At 63.8% G+C, this 20,456-nt stretch carries 15 protein-coding genes, 1 tRNA gene and 2 pseudogenes; 8 read left to right on the top strand and 10 right to left on the bottom strand.

Annotated features, from left to right (window positions below; genetic code table 11):
- Window positions 1-17: 17 nt before the first annotated feature.
- A complete protein-coding gene (locus GA0071312_RS03070) occupies window positions 18-2,585 on the bottom strand; it encodes a hypothetical protein (protein WP_238947073.1) in 2,568 nt (855 codons plus the stop codon).
- 861 nt (window positions 2,586-3,446) lie between these two features.
- Here GA0071312_RS03070 and GA0071312_RS03080 point away from each other — a divergent pair.
- From GA0071312_RS03080 to GA0071312_RS03090, 3 genes and pseudogenes are all read left to right on the top strand, one after another.
- Window positions 3,447-4,247 (top strand): annotated as a pseudogene (locus tag GA0071312_RS03080) (IS256 family transposase); the annotation flags it as partial.
- A gap of 85 nt (window positions 4,248-4,332) precedes the next feature.
- Window positions 4,333-5,358: an IS110 family RNA-guided transposase gene (locus tag GA0071312_RS03085; RefSeq protein WP_074443356.1), complete on the top strand. Its 1,026-nt coding sequence runs from the start codon at window positions 4,333-4,335 to the stop codon at window positions 5,356-5,358.
- A gap of 270 nt (window positions 5,359-5,628) precedes the next feature.
- Window positions 5,629-6,096 (top strand): annotated as a pseudogene (locus GA0071312_RS03090) (transposase); the annotation flags it as partial.
- A gap of 790 nt (window positions 6,097-6,886) precedes the next feature.
- Here the strand turns inward: GA0071312_RS03090 and GA0071312_RS20220 are convergent.
- The 6 genes from GA0071312_RS20220 to rsmI form a co-directional block, all read right to left on the bottom strand.
- Window positions 6,887-8,122, bottom strand: a complete 1,236-nt coding sequence (locus GA0071312_RS20220; RefSeq protein ID WP_238947074.1) for a hypothetical protein — start codon at window positions 8,120-8,122, stop codon at window positions 6,887-6,889.
- Window positions 8,123-8,998: 876 nt separating this feature from the next.
- Complete coding sequence (locus GA0071312_RS03105; protein WP_083204265.1) at window positions 8,999-10,441, bottom strand: DNA cytosine methyltransferase; 1,443 nt, start codon at window positions 10,439-10,441, stop codon at window positions 8,999-9,001.
- 12 nt (window positions 10,442-10,453) lie between these two features.
- Window positions 10,454-10,636 carry a type II toxin-antitoxin system prevent-host-death family antitoxin gene (locus GA0071312_RS03110; protein WP_013653334.1) on the bottom strand — a complete coding sequence of 61 codons (183 nt, stop codon included), beginning with the start codon at window positions 10,634-10,636 and terminating at the stop codon, window positions 10,454-10,456.
- A gap of 393 nt (window positions 10,637-11,029) precedes the next feature.
- Window positions 11,030-11,119 (bottom strand) — tRNA-Ser (locus GA0071312_RS03115).
- Between the two features lie 131 nt (window positions 11,120-11,250).
- Window positions 11,251-11,688 (bottom strand): YraN family protein, encoded by a 438-nt coding sequence (locus GA0071312_RS03120; protein WP_083204266.1) that lies wholly within the window; start codon window positions 11,686-11,688, stop codon window positions 11,251-11,253.
- A complete protein-coding gene (gene rsmI / locus GA0071312_RS03125; protein WP_083204268.1) occupies window positions 11,688-12,698 on the bottom strand; it encodes a 16S rRNA (cytidine(1402)-2'-O)-methyltransferase in 1,011 nt (336 codons plus the stop codon). The genes GA0071312_RS03120 and rsmI overlap by 1 nt, the downstream gene beginning before the upstream one ends.
- 190 nt (window positions 12,699-12,888) lie before the next feature.
- Here rsmI and GA0071312_RS03130 point away from each other — a divergent pair, with 190 nt between their 5' ends.
- From GA0071312_RS03130 to GA0071312_RS03150, 5 genes are all read left to right on the top strand, one after another.
- Entirely contained in the window at window positions 12,889-14,142 is a 1,254-nt protein-coding gene (locus GA0071312_RS03130) for a penicillin-binding protein activator (protein ID WP_083204269.1), read from the top strand.
- Window positions 14,143-14,317: 175 nt separating this feature from the next.
- Window positions 14,318-14,509, top strand: a complete 192-nt coding sequence (locus GA0071312_RS03135) for a twin transmembrane helix small protein (protein WP_074443565.1) — start codon at window positions 14,318-14,320, stop codon at window positions 14,507-14,509.
- 153 nt (window positions 14,510-14,662) lie between these two features.
- Window positions 14,663-15,871 (top strand): aspartate aminotransferase family protein, encoded by a 1,209-nt coding sequence (locus GA0071312_RS03140; RefSeq protein ID WP_074443566.1) that lies wholly within the window; start codon window positions 14,663-14,665, stop codon window positions 15,869-15,871.
- Window positions 15,868-16,836 carry an ornithine carbamoyltransferase gene (gene argF / locus GA0071312_RS03145; protein WP_074443567.1) on the top strand — a complete coding sequence of 323 codons (969 nt, stop codon included), beginning with the start codon at window positions 15,868-15,870 and terminating at the stop codon, window positions 16,834-16,836. Before GA0071312_RS03140 ends, argF begins: the two co-directional genes overlap by 4 nt.
- Complete coding sequence (locus GA0071312_RS03150) at window positions 16,833-17,819, top strand: Hsp33 family molecular chaperone (protein ID WP_074443568.1); 987 nt, start codon at window positions 16,833-16,835, stop codon at window positions 17,817-17,819. Before argF ends, GA0071312_RS03150 begins: the two co-directional genes overlap by 4 nt.
- Window positions 17,820-17,844: 25 nt before the next feature.
- Here GA0071312_RS03150 and GA0071312_RS03155 read toward each other — a convergent pair whose 3' ends face one another.
- From GA0071312_RS03155 to yddG, 3 genes are all read right to left on the bottom strand, one after another.
- Entirely contained in the window at window positions 17,845-18,936 is a 1,092-nt protein-coding gene (locus tag GA0071312_RS03155) for a 5-(carboxyamino)imidazole ribonucleotide synthase (RefSeq protein ID WP_074443569.1), read from the bottom strand.
- Complete coding sequence (gene purE, locus GA0071312_RS03160) at window positions 18,933-19,457, bottom strand: 5-(carboxyamino)imidazole ribonucleotide mutase (RefSeq protein ID WP_074443570.1); 525 nt, start codon at window positions 19,455-19,457, stop codon at window positions 18,933-18,935. The genes GA0071312_RS03155 and purE overlap by 4 nt, the downstream gene beginning before the upstream one ends.
- 103 nt (window positions 19,458-19,560) lie before the next feature.
- A complete protein-coding gene (gene yddG / locus GA0071312_RS03165; protein WP_074443571.1) occupies window positions 19,561-20,442 on the bottom strand; it encodes an aromatic amino acid exporter YddG in 882 nt (293 codons plus the stop codon).
- Window positions 20,443-20,456 lie beyond the last annotated feature (14 nt).

Here is a 20,456-nt window from a genome sequence, read left to right on the forward strand (position 1 = left end):
CGTGAATGACCTGCAGATCACCACGTTGGCACATTGCGATGCCGTTGGGAGGGGGCATCCAATCCATCAACAGAGATTCCCCCGACTTTGATGCCGAAGACATCGCCGAATGGTGCTGCCAGCGAGCGCTCCGGCAGTTTCTCGAGCTCTCGCCCGTTCCAAAGAACAGACCAGTAGTCAGTGCCGTTCTCGACCGCCAAAAAGTTTACCTGGTCAACACCGGCGGGCGACCGAAGGTGGAGAGACAGAATATCTGGCACGCAATCAGGATCTAGGACGCTTGCAGCTGGGCAAGGTTTCCCAGCCTCGTCCGCCTCGACGAGGATGCGCTGGGCCGTAACATGCCAGCCTACGCGCAGTGGGTGCATGGGCGAGAGCAAGATTGCGACCGGCTCGCGCGCGAGGCTCCGCCCGCTGGCGTCTAAAGTCGATATTGCCAGGACGTCTGCCCAGCAAGCAACCTCTGGATCTGACGCGATCCACCTATGGTAGGCATCCACATATTTTTCGACTGTCGATGCAAACTGATCGTCACGCAGCGCCCACTCGCCCAATCGTGCAGTCTCGAACACTCCCGACTGGTCTCCGTCGCCGCGAATATGCTGCGCAATCTCCTCGCGGGCTTCCAGAAACTCGGCTGGAGGATTGAATTCAACTGGCGCCGGACGGCAATCTTGAATGAACGATCCGCGAGAGAGGATTGGTCCGCTACCGGTGTTCCAGTTCGGCGGCGACCAGTGGTCTCCATAGTCTTCCGCCAGAACGATTGGCTGGTATGAGGACCGGATCGATTCGGGGGAGAGTATCCAGTCTTGAAGCATCGTCGTTCTGACGGCCCGGTTAACGGTGACAACAGCCTTGGCATCGAAGCCTTCCAACTGGCGCCGGTTGACCTTTATTAAGCGTTCGAACTCGCTCCGGCAGCCCACCTCCGGGACATCATCGCAAGTGATGAATGTGCGGCAGGTCTCGCGCGCGAGTTTGCCATCCTTCCCAACGCGCGAGAAATGCAGGTCAAGCTGACAGTTGCCGTCGGCTTCGATTTCCGACCGGTAGATATCGGGCGTTGCTTGACGGAGGGTGACAAGTGTTGGTGCGCTTGCATTTCCATCTCCCTGATCGGCCGAGACATGGGCTGACACATCGATAGTAACGCCAGGAGAAACAAAAACGAGCAACTCGTACCGCCCTGGTCCCGGTACGCTGAGGCCTGCCTCCCAGTCAGCTCCCGCGCCTCTGCCACGCTTCGCGGGCTTGCGAGGTGGTGTCCACTTGCGGGCAACTCGGCAGGCCACGACGATTCCTGGTTGCCACGTGGCAAGCGAAACAACTTTGATTGACGCGGGCTTGAAGCCCTGCGCCATCGCCCTGTAGGTCAGCGGCAGCTTATGGGTTGGCGGCGTCGGGTCGGTTAGGGTGTCGACGCTGCCTGCGGCCACGTCCCCGATCAATCCATTGCCAGCCGCAGGCGTACGGTTGACCCCGATCCGGCTACCGTTCGGGTCGCCGCCGTTTGTCTCTATCCGCAAATCTACCTGACCAGACACGATCACGGGTATGGACTTGCCTAGCGCCGCCAGCGAGTTGCTGCAGGTCATGGCGATGTCACCGTCAGGATCGCCGTCAGGCGATCCCTCTGCCAGCAATTCAGTCCATTTCTCGACGTCGAGAGCGACCCACCAATCAGGCGCCGCCGGCAAGGCAAGTTGTCCTGCGGGACGATAGTAGGCTGGCGTTGCCCGTTCGAACGTAGTGGCAACCTCACAAACTGAGCGGACGTGCTCCAGATAAGCCGCGAGATGTCTCTGGTCCTCATCGCTCGCGCCGTCTGACAGCCGTTCGACGCTCCTTCGAAACCCCTCTGACATTGCCTCGGCAATACTCTTGAGTGTCCCGATCTGTTCCCTGGCAGAAAGCACGCCGGTGCGCATCGGCGGGAAGCCGCATGCAAGGCTTATGGCTACGCCAGGCTCGAGTCCTGAGGCGGCATCGATGGAAAACAGACGGGACAGTACCCGCCATGCGCCCTCGCGTGGTGAGGTCCCGGCTTCTACTTCGTCGGCCGCCCGCGCTGCAGCCTCCACTAGCCGCCTGCCATCCTCGACAAGCGCGTCGGGTACGCCTGCCTGGGATAACGCTTGCACCACAAGGCTTTGGACGAAGCTGTCGTCCCACCAAGCTTCAAAAGTCGTATTCCCGCCGTTGTTGTTTTCAGCAACACCGAACTTGTCTGTGGTACTGCCAACCGACAGGATGCTGTGCTCGCCAGGGGGTATGAGCGCGACGAAGCTCGCTGATCTTGGCAAGTTGCGAAGATCAAGTAGGTGATCCTCGTCGCACCAGCCAGATACCCCAACGGCTGGATTGCCCTCCGGAAGCTCGTCCCGCGGGACTTGCAAGAGAAACGGCAGGTCTGTCAACGCTAAGCTATCCACCTGCCTGGTGAGCTCGTCGAAAACTTGAAACATCAGTTCGTGCGGCGGCCCAAGGAATATCAGGCGTATTTCGCGGGCGCCTTCGACGGCTGCGCTAGCACCGATCCGCGATCGGATGCGATCCGCCAATGCCGATGCTAACTTATTCATTCATTGGCCCCTTTAGTGGTGTTCTGGCGGAACGGCGGGACCAGCAGCATGCCGCTCTCAGCGTCCGGGCTATCCAGAACCAACCCTAGCATCCGGAGTTGGTGGCCGAGCTCGTTCTGGGGGATGTCGCGATGGTCCATCGCAACGCCGTACTGGGCTAGGTGTTGCGCTAGCCTATGCACCGAGCGTGGACCCGCGACGCCAGAGAGCGCGCAATGAACGAGGGCGATGGTCGCTACCGGGCCGGGCGAGACAATCCATGGGCTGTTTGTGTGTGGTCCTTGCTTGCGCAGCAAGAATCCCTGATCATAGCCTCTTAGGCGTGGGTTGGCTGTCTGGCGCTGTTGAAGGCTGTAGGTAACAAACTCGTTTATGTTCGACCCTATGCCCTTGCGACATAGGAGGGTTCTGGTCTCACGGTCTACAAGATCATCGACCGTATCGCGGATGTCCGAGGAGCGCGCGCCCGTGCAAAAGCTCCGAATCTGGTCGCATACTTCTGCTAATCCATTGGCAGATCCTAGCACATCGGCTGGCGTCGCACCGGCTTCCTCCAGAGCCCAAAGGGTCGCATTGATTCCTAGTCTGGCCGTAAGGTAGCGGGAGATGCTGTCCCGGATTCCGGGTAGCGGCTTGTTTGAAAGCGGCAAAAACGAAAACCGATCAGGAAACATGCGTGCTCGGGCGTGGGAGGCGGATTCTGGCCCAGCACCATTCAGCGCTTCAGAAAGGCACGTCCAGACGCGCGAGTGCACCTCGCAGAGCGAGCTATACGCGAATCTGGGTGACGCAGTTTGAGGAGGTGGCGTATCGTGGCGGGTGCTGAAGCCTGCCAGAACTTCCAAAAGGAACGATACGCCTATGAAAGATGATATCACGATTACCCCGCTGTACCAGCCCGGATCTGTTGCGGATCCTCTGACAGAAATTGCCCGTGACGGCGCCCGCAGGATGCTTGCGGCGGCACTTCGGGCCGAAGCCGATACCTTTGTGGAGCAATATGCCGAGGAGGCTTTGCCGGATGGCCGGCAACGGATCGTCCGGCATGGTTATGGGCCACAGCGCAGCATTCAGACCGGCATCGGTCCGCTCGACGTGCGCCGCCCGAAAGTCCGCGACCGGGCCACCGATATGCCCGCGGAGAAGAAGGTCCGCTTCACCTCAAGCATCCTGCCGAAATGGGCCCGGCGGTCGAAAAGCCTCGATGCCCTGCTGCCGGTGCTCTATCTGCGCGGGATCTCCACCGGCGATTTCCAGGAAGCGCTGTCAGCGTTGCTCGGGGTAGATGCACCGAACCTGTCGCCTGGTGTCATCTCCCGTCTGACGGGCGATTGGCAGCAGGAATACGATCGCTGGCAGGGCCGTGATCTCTCGGCCCGGCGGTATGTCTATATCTGGGCCGACGGTGTCTATCTGCAGGCCCGCATGGAACCGCAGGCCGAGTGCATACTGGTCATTCTCGGCGCCACGCCGGAGGGGAAGAAGGAGCTCGTCGGCTTCCAGGTCGGCATGCGCGAGAGCGCGCAGAGCTGGCGCGAACTGTTGGTCGACATCAAGGCCCGCGGCCTCAAGGTGCCGCCCGAGATCGCCGTGGGCGATGGCGGCATGGGGTTCTGGAAGGCCCTCGACGAGGTCTTCCCGGGAACGCATCATCAGCGCTGTTGATGGATTGGATGCCCCCTCCCAACGGCATCGCAATGTGCCAACGTGGTGATCTGCAGGTCATTCACGAGAGGAGGAAGCATCCATGGACAACATTAGCATCATCGGCCTTGACCTCGCAAAGCGGGTCTTCCAGGCGCACGGCGCGCGAGCGGACGGTAGCGTCGGCTTCCGCAAGAAGCTGGGTCGCTCGCAGGTTCTCGGCTTCTTTGCCAAGCAGCCGCGCTGCATCGTTGCTATGGAAGCGTGTGCGACGGCCCACGAGTGGGGCCGCGCGATCGGCGAGCTCGGTCACGAGGTCCGCCTGATCCCGCCGATCTACGTCAAGCCGTTCGTCAAGCGGCAGAAGAACGACGCGGCCGACGCAGAGGCGATAGCCGAGGCGGCGGGTCGCCCGACCATGCGCTTCGTCGCGGTCAAATCCGAGGCGCAGCAGGCGAAGGCGATGGCTTTCCGGACGCGGGACCTCCTCGTCAAGCAGCGCACGCAGCTCATCAACGCACTGCGGGGCCACCTCGCCGAGCACGGCCTCATAGCGCCGCAGGGGCCGGCTCATGTCAAGGTGCTGGCGGACGCGCTGGAGGCAGCCGGCTCGCGTCTCGAGACGCTCGTGATCGAGCTGGGGCGCCTCTATCTCGAGCAGATCGAACTGCTCTCCGGCAGGATCGCGGATCTCGACAAGGTGCTGAAGCGCGAAGCGGCGCGGGAAGAAGACACCGCACGACTGATGACCATGCCTGGCGTGGGCCCGCTGACTGCGATGGCGGTCCAGACCTTCGCCCCGCCGATGGAGACGTTCAGGCGTGGACGCGACTTCGCAGCCTGGACGGGGCTCGTCCCTGTCCAGCGATCGACCGGTGGGAAGCAGATCCTCGGACGAACGTCCAAGATGGGGCAGCGCGACATACGGCGTCTCCTGATCATCGGCGCGATGTCGGTGGTCCGCTGGGCCGTCAGGAAGGGCGCGCCGGAAGGCAGTTGGCTCGCACGCATGCTGGCCCGCAAGCCACGCATGGTCGTCGCCATCGCGCTGGCCAATAAGATGGCGCGCGGGATCTGGGCGATGTCGACGCGGGGAGAGAACTTCAGGGGTCCGGTCGCCGCGGTCTGATGACGACATCAGCCGAGGCAGCCGGGCCGTTGGGCGTGTGAGGAAGTCGACAGCAAGGTAAGGGCAAACGATCGGTCAGATCGGGATCGAGAAAAGCATTTGAACCCAAAGAGCCTCGAGCTCGCGCTGTTGATGTGCACTCGATCCGCGTATCTCCATACTGGCCCGCGGTCCGTTCAGAGCCGCATCTCAAGGCCTGATACATGACCGCACCCGATCACGCGCTTGAGCCGAGCAGAAACCTCTTGCACGAACGGGGGCATCCATACATGGGTTCACAAGACGGCTAACGTCCTGAACAAGTTCCCGAAATCCATGCAGCCGGCGGTGAAGGCCGATCTGCGCGAGATCTGGCAGGCCGAAACCCGCGCCGCGGCGGAAACCGCCATCGACACCTTCGCCGAGAAATACGGCGCCAAATACGAGAAGGCCGTGACCTGTCTCACCAAAGACCGCGAAGCCTTGCTGGCATTCTACGGTTTCCCCGCCGATCACTGGGATCACCTGCGCACCGGCAATCCGATCGAGAGCGTGTTCGCCACCGTCAGGCATCGAACCGTGCGGACCAAGGGAGCATTGTCGCAGAAGACCGCGAAGCTCATGGTCTTCAAGCTCGTTCAGGCCGCCGCAAAGACATGGCGCCGCCTGAAGGGCGCGAAGCAGTTGCCAATGGTCATCGAAGGTGTCAGATTCACCAACGGTGTCGCCGTAAACGGCACCAAAAACCGCGCCGCCTGATCAGGCCGTATCACCCAAAATCCCGCATAGCTCTCGCAGAGCCATATAACGTGTGCCACCGTTCCGAGGCGCAGTACGGCCTCAAGGAGGCTTGTCCACTGCCGCCGCGTCAGTAGGTCCTTTGCTGCGATGACTGAATTGAGATCTTGTACAAACTGGCGTGCAGGAAATGCCCCGCCGCCTACGTCAGGGCAGTCCGGCATCGCTTCAGGCGGAGCCGGCACGAATTTCCAGTTGGGCTCCGGCAGCCATGCCTCCACCTCCGACTGAAGGAACCGGGCGAAGATGTCGTCATCATCGCGGACTGCAAGCGCTTCGAACAAGTACCTCCACGTCGCTTCCGCTGCTGACCGGTTGCGTGAACCCAGCCAGACCATTCGTCGGACCAGCATTCCAGGAGTCCATGGGTTACCTGCTAGCCTGGGCGAGCCGGAAAACAGGGCCAGCTGTGGCACTAGAGGAGTCACTTGTAGGAAGCGTTTGGCGGACTGGTTCGACCGTTTGGGACTCTCGAGTACCGCGTTCAGCAGAGTGTCAAAAGCGTCCGGATCGAGCGTGCCGTTGGACGGTTTGGATGCCTTTTCGCGAGCTTTCCTGATCAGCGCTTGCAGCCTGGTGCCTTGCGGGGGCACGGAACGCTCGTTTACCCCGGGCAGCCCGATCACCCGATAGAGTGATGACAGGACCACTTCGGACGTCGCATACTCTGGGGCTGGCGACATTGCCAGCGCGCCTTTGCCATAAGCAGCATGCGACTTGCCCCAAGGAGCGTCCCGGAAGTCCGCAAGGCTCATGGGCGGTTGCTCCTGCCGACCATACCGAATCCTAAGCGCCTTTTCTCAATCGTTACGCCGCTGCCTAACCGGATTTCGGCACGACGAAGAACATTTACATCCCGTACGATTGGGCCAGCGAGGCGTGCTCCTGTGGTGTCGAGTAGCGCGAGAACTGAACGCGGGAGTGAGGCATAGGACATGCCTCGCTCGATATCCTTGACCGCCTTGAACAAGTCATAGGTCAAGGCAACGTCTTGCGCCGAATTACCCTCTCCCACCTCGAGAAAGCGCAATGGAGCCGCTGGTCGCCCGTCCGCGGCGGCGTGAGCGGGCTGCACATGCCGCCTCGGCACGACGAGCAATGCCTGCACGTTCGAAGGAGGAAGCGGCTGGCCAAAGGTTGTGGTCAGGGAAACCTCAAACTCCTGGTTTTTGTTGAGCAACAGCTCAATCTCACGTGCTACTTCGAACAGGCTGTCGTCTTTTTTGTCTTCCACGACTGCCTGAAATTCACGCAGGACGGAGGCATCAAGAACGGTCATTGTGCGAGCCCCGATTGACCTACGCACCAGCCGGCAGGAGAAGTCGCGCACCATCCTTTGGATCCGAGTCGCGGTTGCGGGGCGCTTCTTTCGAACATCCTGCCGAGAAAGAAAGGTATCCAGCTCGGCCAGTCGGCGCAGGAGCTCGACCTCAAGCGCCGTTAGGATTCGTGACTTGCGAACATGCTCTAAGCCCTCGGCGACTGAGCGGCTAAAGCGCGTATCGATGTCGCGGAGCCGGTAGTTCGTATTGCGACTGACCTCGACAGTGGTGTCGGGGGAAGCGAGAGCTGGGTCGAGAAGGCCCGAGAAGCTGTCCAATACCCCTTCGATCATAGTAGGCAGGTAAGGAGATCGTCTGGAGCTCAAGAACCAGTGCAATCCCATTGCGGTGTTGTTGTCTTGAAGCCCAAGCTCCTTGATGTCCTTAAGCAAAGACGGCCCGGCCTCTCGGTCCCAAAGGTGGAACAGCGCATGATGGTACTGGGCAGCAACTAGCTCGAAGATAGCCGAGGATGTCCTCGACGACGGCTTGGCCTTGCGGACGGCCTGCTCGTCCGCAACGGACAATTTCGCGGCCCAGGCGCATGGCATGAGGTCAGACTCCCGCGTCTCGTGGCGGTGGCCTGCGAGCAGATACGAGAACAGCGAAAAGAGGTCACGGAAGCTCCAGCGCTTTCCGCTGCCAAGTTCATACCAGCGCAACATTGCGAGCAATCCTGTTTGCTCGCGGGGGTGCGAGAGCTGTTCTCGGCTGGTGCAGAACGGGCATCGCTGACCAGCCTCGCACTCGCCATAAGAGGGCCACAAGCTCGTTTGGATCGCTTGCCGGAGGACCTGCTCAGCTGGTGGCGGATCCCCGTCATCCGTGGAAACCAGCAGAGACTCCATGTCCATCGGCCAGACGGCGATATCCGGGTGTCCCCCAAGGGGCCAGCACGACGGCGCGTCGGGAAGAAGGCTGACCGCCCGGGTTACCCTTTCCAGCAATGTGCGCAATGCGGGCTGATCTGTTTCCGCGGCCAATATAAGCGCGTCGTCTAGCACACCGCGGTTTACGCAGCAAAGATACAGCCCGGTCGCGCCGTCGGCTAGCGCGCTACCAAGTTCCTGAAGCAAAAGCTCAGCTGCTGACTTGCCCGTGGCGCCGGCAACAACGGAGGCATCTTGCACGATCGACAGTGCAATGTCTCCGCGTGGGGGCCGAGCTAGTCGACCGGCGTCGACGGAGACTAAACGAGGCACCTTGCCTTCTGTAGGACTAAATCTGCTCGCGAGTTCCCCTAACAGGGCACCCCCGCAATTAAGCGAGGCGTCAAGCCATCCCATAGTCGTTTCGATCGCCTCGGTCTTCCCGTTGCCGGGACCGCCTACGAGCAGGACCACGCGTGGTGCCTCTGGGATCCCCCTGCCAACTTCGGCGCACCACCGATCGAGCTTGGCCAGAAGGTTCGTCTTAAAAACTCGTTCTCCCGGCCGGCCACTTGACTCATCGAAGGGACGGCGCACGCCTCCTGACCGGTTGCCGGCCCAGTCAAGAAGCTGCGCGGGAAACCGCGGTGCAAGCATACCTTCAGTCACACGCTACTCCGCTGCCGCTACGGTGCGCAGCTCGCTTGTTGCAAAGTCCGCTTGCGCAAGCTCAATTTCCTTCAGCGCCTGCGATACTGCCATCCCGATTACACGCGCCAGATACGGTGGCACGGCATTGCCGACTTGAGTATACCGCGGGCACTCGCGTGTCCGCCGGTCGCCCCCTGTTGTGTATTTGCCCTTAAACAAAAACCAATCAGGGAACGACTGAATGCGCGCACTTTCTCGGACCGTAAGGATCCTTGGCTCTGAATAATGCAGTACATCGTCAGGCAGAGTCGTAATCGTTGGCGCCGGCTCAGTCGGGGACATGGGGTATATTCGGTGCTTCTTGAGACCATATCCGAGGCGCGCCTCGTCGTTCATCCGGACGCCCTTGCGACATTCCAGGAGTATCCGGGCAAACCTTTGGCGAACTTCATCTCGGTGGCGCGCTAGCCGCATGCTGTTAGGCGTGCCCGAGGCGCCCTGACGCATGAGCTCTTGGTAGGTCGTCATAGCTGAGCGGGGCGTGGCCTCGAAAAAACCACGCGGCGATTGGGCATCGGTGCAGGGCACCATTGGGCGATCTCCAATCTCCAAGTCGGAGATCGCATCCGCGGCAGATATGACCTCGCCTACCCCGAGTTCCCGCAGCTGCTGACACCGTGCTTCTTCTAGCAACGCAAAGACGCGATCGATGCCGCCAGCAAGAAATGGCAAAAGACCTTTTCGTATGCCGATGGCGATAAGCCTGGAACGCTTCTGCGGTACTCCGAAGCGGGACGCATCCAAGAGTTCGGCTTTCACCACATAACCGGCGGCATCGAGACTATCAGCCAACCTCTCGTAAAAGGATTGCTTTCGCGGCGAGCGCCCCGATTGCAGGTCAACCACGGCCCCACTCTTATGGGCTACCTGCATGCCCGGGACGTTTTCTAGGACCAGCACGTTCGGCTGCAGGGCTTCAACGACTTCAACATACTTGTTGAAGAGTAGGTTCCGGGGATCGTCCTCTATTCTCCGTCCCGCGAAGCTAAATCCCTGACAGGGGGGGGCACCGGCTAGAACCTCGACCTCGCCGCGCAGTTGCTCGAGTTGTTCCTTGTGCTCTCCGAGGACCTCATCGATACCCCACGCCCGCTGGTCCAGCCAGGACGGCCACATGAAGCGGTATGCTTCTGGCGAGTCATCCCCAATGAAATTGGTGGAGAACGTCTCAAATGCCATATCGTCGCGCTCTATTGCAAAGAGGCCACGCATCCCCGCCAGAGAAAGCCCGAGAGACAGCCCTCCACAGCCAGAAAACAAGTCCACAAACTTTCGCGCCTGCTTGACCTCGTCAAACTCGCCTGCATCCTTGCCGAGTGCTTCGCGCAGCGTCCTGCCGCCAGCCGAGCCCCCAAGCCCGGTCAGGTCAGCCAGCAATCCATCCTTTTGCGCCCGTCTGGCCATTGCCTCTTACCCTCAACTTTCCCGAGGCTCGACAGTCGCTGCGTCACTCAGCGCCGTCAGCCGTTCGAACTCTTCCACGGCCACGACCACCACAACCGGGCGGCCGTGTTTCTCGATCACCACCGGTTCGGCTCGGGCGGTGTCGATGAGCAGGCCGAACTGATGCTTCGCGTCCCGTGCGGACATGGCCTTCATGGCATTGCTCCCCGCTTTGGGTCACAATGAACAAAAGAGTCCGATATCACAATCAGGAAGTCGTTGGGATCGACGACCATTGCTGCGACGGACAAAGGATACTTTGATGCGCCAAGTCGCAGTGAACGGGCGTTGGATCTCAGGAGCTTTTGGTGAACGCCCCTGACATCGAAGTGCATAGCCGCGACGCTCTATTATTGTTGTCTTTCCAGTACTTTGAAGAGAATTCACCAAATCCGCGCAGTCATCAGGTCCAGAGAATATCGGCCATGAGAGACCGCCTCCGGGCTTCCGGGCACCGGGGTCGGTGTTCAGCCCGTCCCGCATAACCCTCGAAAACAACGGAAAAATCTGGCCGCAGCCGGATGGAGAGAACGCTTTCGCGGGGGCAAGTGGCGGAGGGAGAGGGATTCGAACCCTCGATACGGTTTCCCGTATACACGCGTTCCAGGCGTGCGCCTTAAACCACTCGGCCACCCCTCCGGCGGGACATTCGCGCCACTGGCTTGGTGACGCATCCGGTCTGCGCTGCGGTGTATACCGCATGTCCGGCCAAGCGCAAGGGTCGGGGCGCGGGTTGCCTGAAAAATTCGCGACGGGCCTGCGTCGGCGCGTCAATCCGCAATGGCAAAGGCATCGATTTCGTGATGCGGCAGGGCGGACGGGGTGACGTAGACGGCATCGGCGCGCAGGGTGAAGCCGGTGCTCCAGGGGTTCCTGGCGCGCCAGGCACGCACCGCGCGGTTGAACAGCCGATGCTTGCGCGCGCCGATCGCGGCCTGCGCCAGATCGAGCCGCGCGCGGGCCTTCACCTCGACGAAGATCACCGTTGCGCCGCGTTTCATGATCAGATCGATCTCGCCGCCCGAAGCCGCAAAACGGCGTTCGAGCGGGCGGTAGCCCTTGCAGATCAGAAACCCCATCGCCAGCCATTCGGCGAGATGGCCGCGCAACAATGCCCGGCGGCGCTTGCGTTTGCGCGTGGCACCCTGCCCGGTTTGCGTGCTCTGCCCATAATCGGCATCACGCCCGCCTTGCCGGTCGCTGCGCATCAGGCGCCATCCCCCGATGTGCCGCGTGCAAGTGCGATGGCGCGGGCATAGACTTCGCGTTTGGGCAGGCCCAGCCGCGCCGCCACGATCGCGGCGGCATCCTTGACCCGGTGGGAGGCAAGCGCCTCGCCCAGGGCGATATCGAGATCGCCCAGCGCATCGGCACGCCGGTCCTCCTCCGCCGCCTCGCCGATCAGCACCACGATCTCCCCCCGGGGTGGGCCTTCTTCGGCGAATTGCGCCGCGAGTTCCGCGAGGCTGCCCCGGCGCACGGTCTCGAACATCTTGGTCAGTTCACGTGCCACGACGGCCGGACGCGGGCCGAGCACCGCCGCGGCATCCGCCAGCATGGCCGGCAGACGCTTCGCTGATTCGAACAGCATCAGCGTGCCCGGAATCGTCGAAAGCGCCGCCAGCCGGTTGCAGCGCGCCCCGGATTTCGACGGCAGAAAGCCTTCGAAGAAGAAGCGGTCGCTCGGCAGGCCCGAGACCACCAGTGCCGTCAGCACCGAGGAGGGGCCCGGAATCGGCGTGACCGGCAAACCTTCCGCGATGGCGGCCTGGACGAGCTTGTAGCCGGGATCGGAGACGAGCGGCGTGCCCGCATCGGAGACGAGCGCCAGCGCCTCTCCGGCCTTCAACCGCGCGATCATGCGCGTGCGCACGCTCTCCGCTGAATGCTCATGATAGGCGACGAGCGGCGTGGTGATGCCGTAATGCGCCATCAGCCGGCGGGTGATACGCGTATCCTCGGCGAGGACCGCGTTCGCTGCGGCGAGAATGCGCAGGGCGCGCAGCGAAACATCCTCGAGATTGCCGATCGGCGTCGCCACGACATAAAGCCCGGACGAAAGGGGCCCTGTCTCGGCGGCGAGGCCGAAGGCAGTGAACACGCCGTGGCGCCCGGCACCCTGCGAAGTGGCTGCGCCCGGCACACCGCCGCCAATCGCCTCCGTCCGGGCCGGGTTTTGCGCCGTCACGGGGCGATTCTGAATCGGCGGCTTCGCCATCTTTATCATCTCCCGGCAATGGTCACGGCGGCGGGCCCCCTGGCTGTCCTTGCCGGATTCGGGTGGTTTTGCGCATTCGTGACTTGACACGCGTATGAAATCGTTAACCAAACCATTAACGTGTCGGTGTTAAATGTCGACCGCATCCGTAACCAAGGCGCCGCCTGACCGCAAGACGAGGGATGACCCCATGACCGCGCCCCGCCGCCCCGGCAATCTTCCGCTTCCGCTCGTGACGCCTGCCGCAGATGGCGCGCGCCGGCATCGCCTGCCGAGCCGCCGCCTCGTCGCGGGTCTCCTCACCGGCGGGTTGGGACTGACCCTGGCCGGCTGCGTCACGCCCTTCTCCGGACAGCCCCCGGGGCTCGTCGGTGGCGGCCCGCAGGACGATGACGACGATTCCATCGGTGACGGCACAGTGCGCGTGGCGCTGATCCTGCCGCTTTCCGCATCAGGGGCCGGCGGTGCGGCCGCGCGCGATCTGCGCAACGCCGCCGAGATGGCGCTCACGGAATTCGACGATCCGCAGATCCGGCTGGTCGTCAAGGATGACAGAGGCGCGGCTTCCGAGGCGCGCAGCGCCGCGCAGGACGCGATTGCGGAAGGGGCCGAGCTGGTTCTCGGCCCGCTCTTCGCGGCTTCCGTGCAATCGGCAGGTGACGTCGCGCGCGAGAATCGCGTCCCGATGATCGCCTTCTCGACCGATGCCTCGGTGGCGCGCCAAGGCGTCTATCTGATGGGTTTCCTGCCGCGTGACGAGGTGGCGCGCATCGCTGCCCATGCCGCACGCGAAAACCGCCGCGATATCGCCGCGCTGATCCCCGAGAGCGGCTATGGCGAGGTGGCGGAGGCCGCCTTCCGGCGGGCTGCCGATGCGCGTGGTCTGCGCATCATTGCACAGGAGCGCTATCGTCCCGGGTCACCCCAGGATGCTGTCGGGCGCCTGTCGAACGCCATTGCCGGCTCATCGCCGCGCGCCGATGCGCTGTTCATTCCTGACACGCCCGATTCGATGCCCGCTGTGGGGCGCGCGCTGTCGCAGGCGAATTTCGATCCCGCCCGAGTCAAGCCGATTGGCACCGGGGTCTGGAACGATCCGTCGGTGCTGTCATTGCCGGCGCTGCGCGGGGGCTGGTTCGCCGCGCCGCCCCAGGCCGGCTTCGATGCTTTCGCGCAGCGCTTTCGCGAGCGTTTCGGCTCTGATCCCGTGCGGATCGCCAGTCTCGCCTATGACGCCGTCTCCCTCGCGGCGGCGCTGACGCGCACCCAGGGTGAGCAGCGTTTCGCAGAAGGAATCCTCACCGACAGTTCCGGTTTTGCCGGCGCCGATGGCGTCTTCCGCTTCAATCAGGATGGAAGCAATGATCGCGGCTATGCGGTCTACGAGGTGCGCGACGGCGAGGCGGCGACGATTTCGCCCGCGCCGCAATCCCTGGAAGCCTGAGGGCAGGGTCGCTCGGAATCCGGGGTGCCGGGAGGGAGATGTCTGGCGGGGGTTGCCGAGGACGCCCCTGCGACCAATATGCCGGGAAAATTCGCGCAAGGCCGTGCGCGCATGAGATGATGTGCTCTGCGGCGGGAGGAGGCCCCTGAGGGGCCGTTTTGAAGGTTCGAGGCAGATGAACACTTTCAGCGATGTCTTCGTGCTCGTGGCAGTCGGCGCCGTGGTTCTGGTGCTGGTGCTCGGCCTGATCAACATGATGCGTGGCGGCTCGGCCAGCACCTCGCAGAACCTGATGCGTGCGCGTGTGCTGCTGCAGGCTCTCGCCCTCGTCGTGATCATGGGCGTGGTCTGGTACCGGGCGCTGTAGAACGACGCGCGGATAGCGTATATCCGCGTGATGTGCCAAGATTACATTGACAGAGCAGGTCTGGATCATACAATCCGAGCGCCGCCCCTTTCGGGCGGCTCTTTGTTTTGCGATCCGCCCGAGGCGGAGCAGTCAGCGAGAAGGAACAGTTCCGTGAATTCGCCCCTCGTCCCGAATTACGCCCGCGTGCCGCTCGCCTTCGAAAGAGGCGAAGGATCCTGGCTCGTGACGCGACGCGGGGAGCGATATCTTGACTTCGGTTCCGGCATCGCCGTCAACAATCTGGGCCATGCCCATCCCCGGCTCGTCGAGGCGCTGAAGGCGCAGGCGGAAAAGCTCTGGCACGTCTCCAATATCTTCGAGATTCCGGAAGGTGAACGGCTGGCGCAGCGTCTGGCGGATCACAGCTTCGCCGATCAGGTGATGTTCTGCAATTCCGGTGCGGAAGCCAATGAGGCCGCCATCAAGATGGCGCGGCGCTATCATTATCTGAAGGGCCAACGCGAGCGCTATCGCATCCTCACCTTCGAGAACGCCTTTCACGGGCGCACCCTCGGGACCATCGCCGCCGGCGGTCAGGCGAAGTATCTGGAAGGTTTCGGGCCGAAGGCGGAGGGGTTCGACCAGGTCCCCTTCGGTGATCACGAGGCGATGCGCGCTGCCGTGACGGCGCAGACGGCTGCGATCATGATCGAGCCGATCCAGGGTGAGGGCGGCGTGCGGGCCGTACCGCATGTCTGCCTGCGCGGGTTGCGGGAATTGTGCGACGAGACCGGCATGCTCCTGATCTATGACGAGGTCCAGACCGGCTTCGGGCGCACCGGCAAGCTGTTCGGTTACGAATGGGCCGGTGTCGCGCCCGACATCATGTCCGTGGCCAAGGCACTCGGCGGCGGCTTCCCCGTCGGTGCGGTTCTCGCCACGGCGGATGCGGCAACCGGCCTGACGGCGGGCAGCCACGGCACCACCTTCGGCGGCAATCCGCTCGCCATGGCGGTCGGCAATGCGGTGCTCGACGTCATGCTGGAGCCGGGCTTCCTCGATCAGGTCAGCCGTTCCGGCCTGCTGCTGCGCCAGCGCCTCGCCGCGTTGGGCGACCGCTTCCCCGACATCATCGGCGAGATCCGCGGTACGGCGCTGATGACGGGCCTGCGGCTCAATGTGCCCAATGCCGATTTCGTCGCCGCCACGCGGGCACAGCATCTTCTGTGCATCCCCGCCGGCGACAATGTCGTGCGGCTCTATCCGCCGCTGACCATCAGCGAAGCCGATCTGCTGGAAGGCGTGCAGCGCATCGAAGCCGCCTGTATCGCCCTCCAGGACAATATGCCGGCAACGGCAAAGGCGGGAGCTTCGGCATGAATGACAGCATGATCCCTCCCCGGACGAAGCCACGCCATTTCACCGATCTCGCCGTCATGGACGGGGCCGAGCTGCGCCGCATTCTCGCGCTCGGCGCGGCGATCAAGGCGAAGCGTCGCAAGGGCACGCCGTCAGTGGTGAAGCCGCTCGCCGGCAAGACGCTGGCCATGGTCTTCGACAAGCCCTCGACGCGCACGCGCGTCTCCTTCGATGTCGGCATGCGCGAACTGGGCGGTGAGACGCTGATGCTCACGGGCACCGAGATGCAGCTCGGGCGCGGCGAGACCATCGCCGATACCGCCCGCGTGCTCTCACGCTATGTCGATGCGATCATGATCCGCATCCTCGAGCAGGAGGCGATGCAGGAGCTGGCCGACAATGCCGAGGTTCCGGTGATCAACGGGCTCACCAAGGACACGCATCCCTGCCAGATCATGGCGGATGTGATGACGTTCGAGGAGCATCGCGGATCGATTGCCGGCGCCACGGTGGCCTGGACGGGCGATTCGAACAACGTGCTCACTTCCTGGATCCATGCGGCGGCGCGTTTCGACTTCACCATCAACGTCGCCACCCCGGCGGAACTCGCGCCGCCGGCGGAGATCGTCGCCTGGGCCAGCGCCAACGGCGCGCGTCTCAATCTGACCACCGATCCGCGCGCGGCGGTCTCCGGCGTCCAGGCCGTCGTCACCGATTGCTGGGTCTCGATGGGTGACGAGGATGAAGGGCGGCGCCATAACCTGCTCAAACCCTATCAGGTCGATACCGATCTGATGGCGCTTGCCGACAAGGACGCATTGTTCATGCATTGCCTGCCCGCCCATCGCGGTGAGGAAGTGACCGATGCCGTGATCGACGGTCCGCATTCCGTCGTCTTCGACGAGGCAGAGAACCGTCTGCATGCCCAGAAGGGCGTGCTGGCCTGGTGTTTCGGCCTCGAGGCGGGTCTGTGGGAGGCGGTATGAGTGTGCCGTTCGACGGCGCCGACGACCTGATCCTGCCCTTCGCGGTCGAGCCCCTCGATCTGCGGGGGCGGGTGGTACGGCTCGGCCCGGCCATCGATACCATGATCAAGCGCCACGGCTATCCCGAAGCCGTGGCGCGCGTCCTCGGCGAGGCTGCGGCGCTGACGGCGTTGCTCGGCTCCGCCTTGAAGTTCGAAGGGCGCTTCCAGCTCCAGACCCGCACGGACGGGCCGGTCGAAATGATCGTGGTCGACTTCGACACCCCCGATCGCCTGCGCGCCTTCATCCGCTTTGATGCGCAGCGTGTGGCGCAAAGCGTCGCGGCGGGTGAGGGTGATGCCGCGCGGTTGATCGGCCATGGCCATCTTGCCATGACGATCGATCAGGGCCCGGCCATGAACCGTTATCAGGGCGTGGTCCCGATGGAGGGCCAGAGCCTCGAAGAGGCGGCACATCAGTATTTCCGTCAATCGGAGCAGATCCCGACGCGCGTGCGCCTCGCCGTGGCCGAGCAGGTCGGTGAATCCGGCTCGACCTGGCGGGCGGGCGGGCTGCTCGCCCAGTTCATGCCCGCCTCCATCGACCGCCAGCGCCAGGCCGATCTCGATCCGGGCGATGCGCCGGCCGGGGCCGTGGCGGATTCGGGTGGCGGCGAGGATGATGCCTGGCGCGAAGGCCGGGCGCTGGTCGATACCATCGCCGATCACGAACTCGTCGATCCCGGCCTGTCGAGCGAGCGCCTGCTCTATCGCCTGTTCCACGAACGTGGTGTACGCGCCTTCTCCGGCCAGCCAGTACGCGAGGGATGCAATTGTACGCGCGATCGCATCATGCGCATGCTCGCTAGCTTTTCCGCGCCTGAGCGCAAGGACATGGTCCGCGAGGATGGGCGCATCGGCGTCACCTGCGAATTCTGCTCACGCCAGTACGAGCTCTCCCCGGAGGAGTTCGAAGCCGCGGTCGAGGACGGCGGCGAGGGTTGAGACCGAAGTGCAGGGAAGGCGCACGCTACTCCGGATCGCGCAAAAGCGTCACATGGCCCATCTTGCGTCCGGGGCGCGCCTCTTCCTTGCCGTAGAGCGTCAGACGCGCCTGCGGATCGGCGAGATGATGCTGCCAGGTCTCGACATCGTCGCCGATCAGGTTGCGCATTGCGACCCGCCCGTAGCGCCCGGCAGGGCCCAGTGGCCAGCCGCAGACGGCGCGGACATGCTGCTCGAATTGCGAGGTCTGCGCGCCGAAATCGGTCCAGTGCCCGGAATTGTGCACGCGGGGAGCGATTTCGTTGACGACGAGGGACTCGGCTCCCGCCGCGTCGCGGGTGAGAAACAGCTCGACCGCGAAGACGCCGACATAATCGAGCGCGCCGGCGATGGCATGGGCGATCTCGCGCGCCTGCTGCGCCGTTGCGGCGCTGACAGCGGCGGGCACGCTGGTCAGGGCGAGGATGTGGTTCTCGTGGCGGTTCTCGCAGATGTCGAAGGCCGCGAAGCTGCCATCGGGCGCGCGGGCGGCGACGACGGAGAGCTCACAGACGAAATCGACGAAGCCTTCCAGAATGGAGGGCGCCCCCTTCATCGCAGCAAGCGCGCCATCCGCATCACCCGCTTTGCGGATCGCGGCCTGGCCCTTGCCATCATAGCCGAAACGGCGCGTCTTCAGGATGGCGGGCATGCCGATGGCGGCAAGCGCGGCCTGAAGGTCGCCGGCATCGTCCACGGGGCGGAACGGGGCGGTGGCTATGCCGAGATCGGCGATGAAGCGTTTCTCGGCAAGGCGATCCTGGCTCGTGGCGAGCGCGCCCACGCCGGGGCGCAACGGCACCAGACCGGCGACCAGCGCGGCGGCCTCGCGCGGCACGTTCTCGAATTCATAGGTGGCGACGTCGACGCTCCCGGCGAAACTCCTCAGCGCCGCTTCGTCGGTGAAGGGCGCGCAGGTCGTGGCATCGGCCAGCGCGAAGGCGGGGCTCGCCGGCGTATCGTTGAAGACATGCACCTTGAGCCCGAGCCGCGCGGCGGCAGAGGCGATCATGCGCCCGAGCTGGCCGCCCCCGAGAATGCCGAGCGTGGCGCCCGGCGCGATGATCGTCTCTTTCATGATGCCTCCGAGGGGCGCTCCGAGGGGCGTTCCGCGACACTTTCGCCCTGCGCCTGCCGCCACAGGTCGAGCCGCCCGGCCAGCGCGTCGTCGTTGAGCGCGAGCACGGCGGCGGCGAGGAGCGCCGCGTTGACGGCGCCCGCGCGCCCGATCGCCAGCGTGCCCACAGGTATGCCAGCGGGCATCTGCACGATGGAGAGCAGCGAATCCTGCCCCGACAGCGCCTTCGATTCCACCGGCACGCCGAAGACCGGCAACGGCGTCAGCGCCGCTGTCATGCCAGGCAGATGCGCCGCCCCGCCCGCGCCGGCGATGATCACCTTGAACCCCGCCGCGCGCGCGTCCTGCGCGAACTGATAGAGCCGCTCGGGCGTACGGTGCGCGGAGACGATGCGGGTGTCATGCGCAATGCCGAGCGCGTCGAGCGTTTCCGCCGCATGGCGCATCGTCGCCCAGTCGGACTGGCTGCCCATGATGATGGCGACCGGCGCCGCTTCGCCGTCTTCACTGTGCTGCTTCATCCTCGCGCCTCGCGCCATTGCCTGAAAGCGAGGTGGATAAACGAGGCGGGGCCGCATCACAAGTGCATGACGCTGCGTGGCCCGTGCAATATCCCGGCAGGCCTCAGCGGGCGCCGGCGGGGCGACGCCGCAATTTGTCCTGCGAGGCGACCAATGCACCGGCGACGATCAGGAAACAGGCGACCCACAGCGTCATGCTCGCCTGCGCGAAACCGGCGAGGATCAGCGTGAAGGTGGAGATCACCGGTGCCGAATAGGCGCCCACGCCGAGCAGCCGGATATCGCCGCGCTTGCAGCCGATATCCCAGGCATAGAAGGCGGCGCCGACCGGACCGAGGCCCAGCGCCAGGACCGCAGCCCATTGCACGGTATCCTCCGGCCAGATCGTCGTCTCGAAGGCGAGATGGGTGACGATGCCGAGCAGTGACGCGCCGATGCAGAAGCCGGTCACCGCATCGGTGGGGACGCTGGTAAACCGGCGCGAGAGCACGGAATAGCCGGACCAGAACAGGGCCGAGCCCATGGCGCAGAGATAGCCAGGCCAATGCTGCCCGAGATCGCCGCCGCTGTCGCCTCCCGACAGCACCACCACCCCGCCGAAGCCGATCACCGCGCCGATGCAATGATGGCTGCGCAGCCGCTCGTCCGGGAGCAGGCCGGAGAAGAGAACGATCAGCAATGGCCAGAGATAGTTGATCAGCGTCGCCTCCGCCGGCGGGGCGAGTTTGAGCGCGGCAAAGAACAGTGCGTGGAAGCCGAACAGCCCGCCGATCCCGAACGCATAGACCCGCCAGCTCTGGCGCAAAGCCGCACGGCGATGCGGCTGCGCGATCATCACCGCGAGCCCGAGCGCACCGCCGATGGCGAAACACATGGCGTTGAGCTGGAAGGGCGGGATCGCGCCGGTCGCGGCGGTAAACAGGGCGAGCAATCCCCAGGACAGGATGGCGAGGCTGCCGATGGCGGTGGCGAGAGCGGGTGACATGGGATCCCTGAGTC

It is taken from the genome of Saliniramus fredricksonii (assembly GCF_900094735.1).
Taxonomy (GTDB): Bacteria; Pseudomonadota; Alphaproteobacteria; order Rhizobiales; family Beijerinckiaceae; genus Saliniramus; species Saliniramus fredricksonii.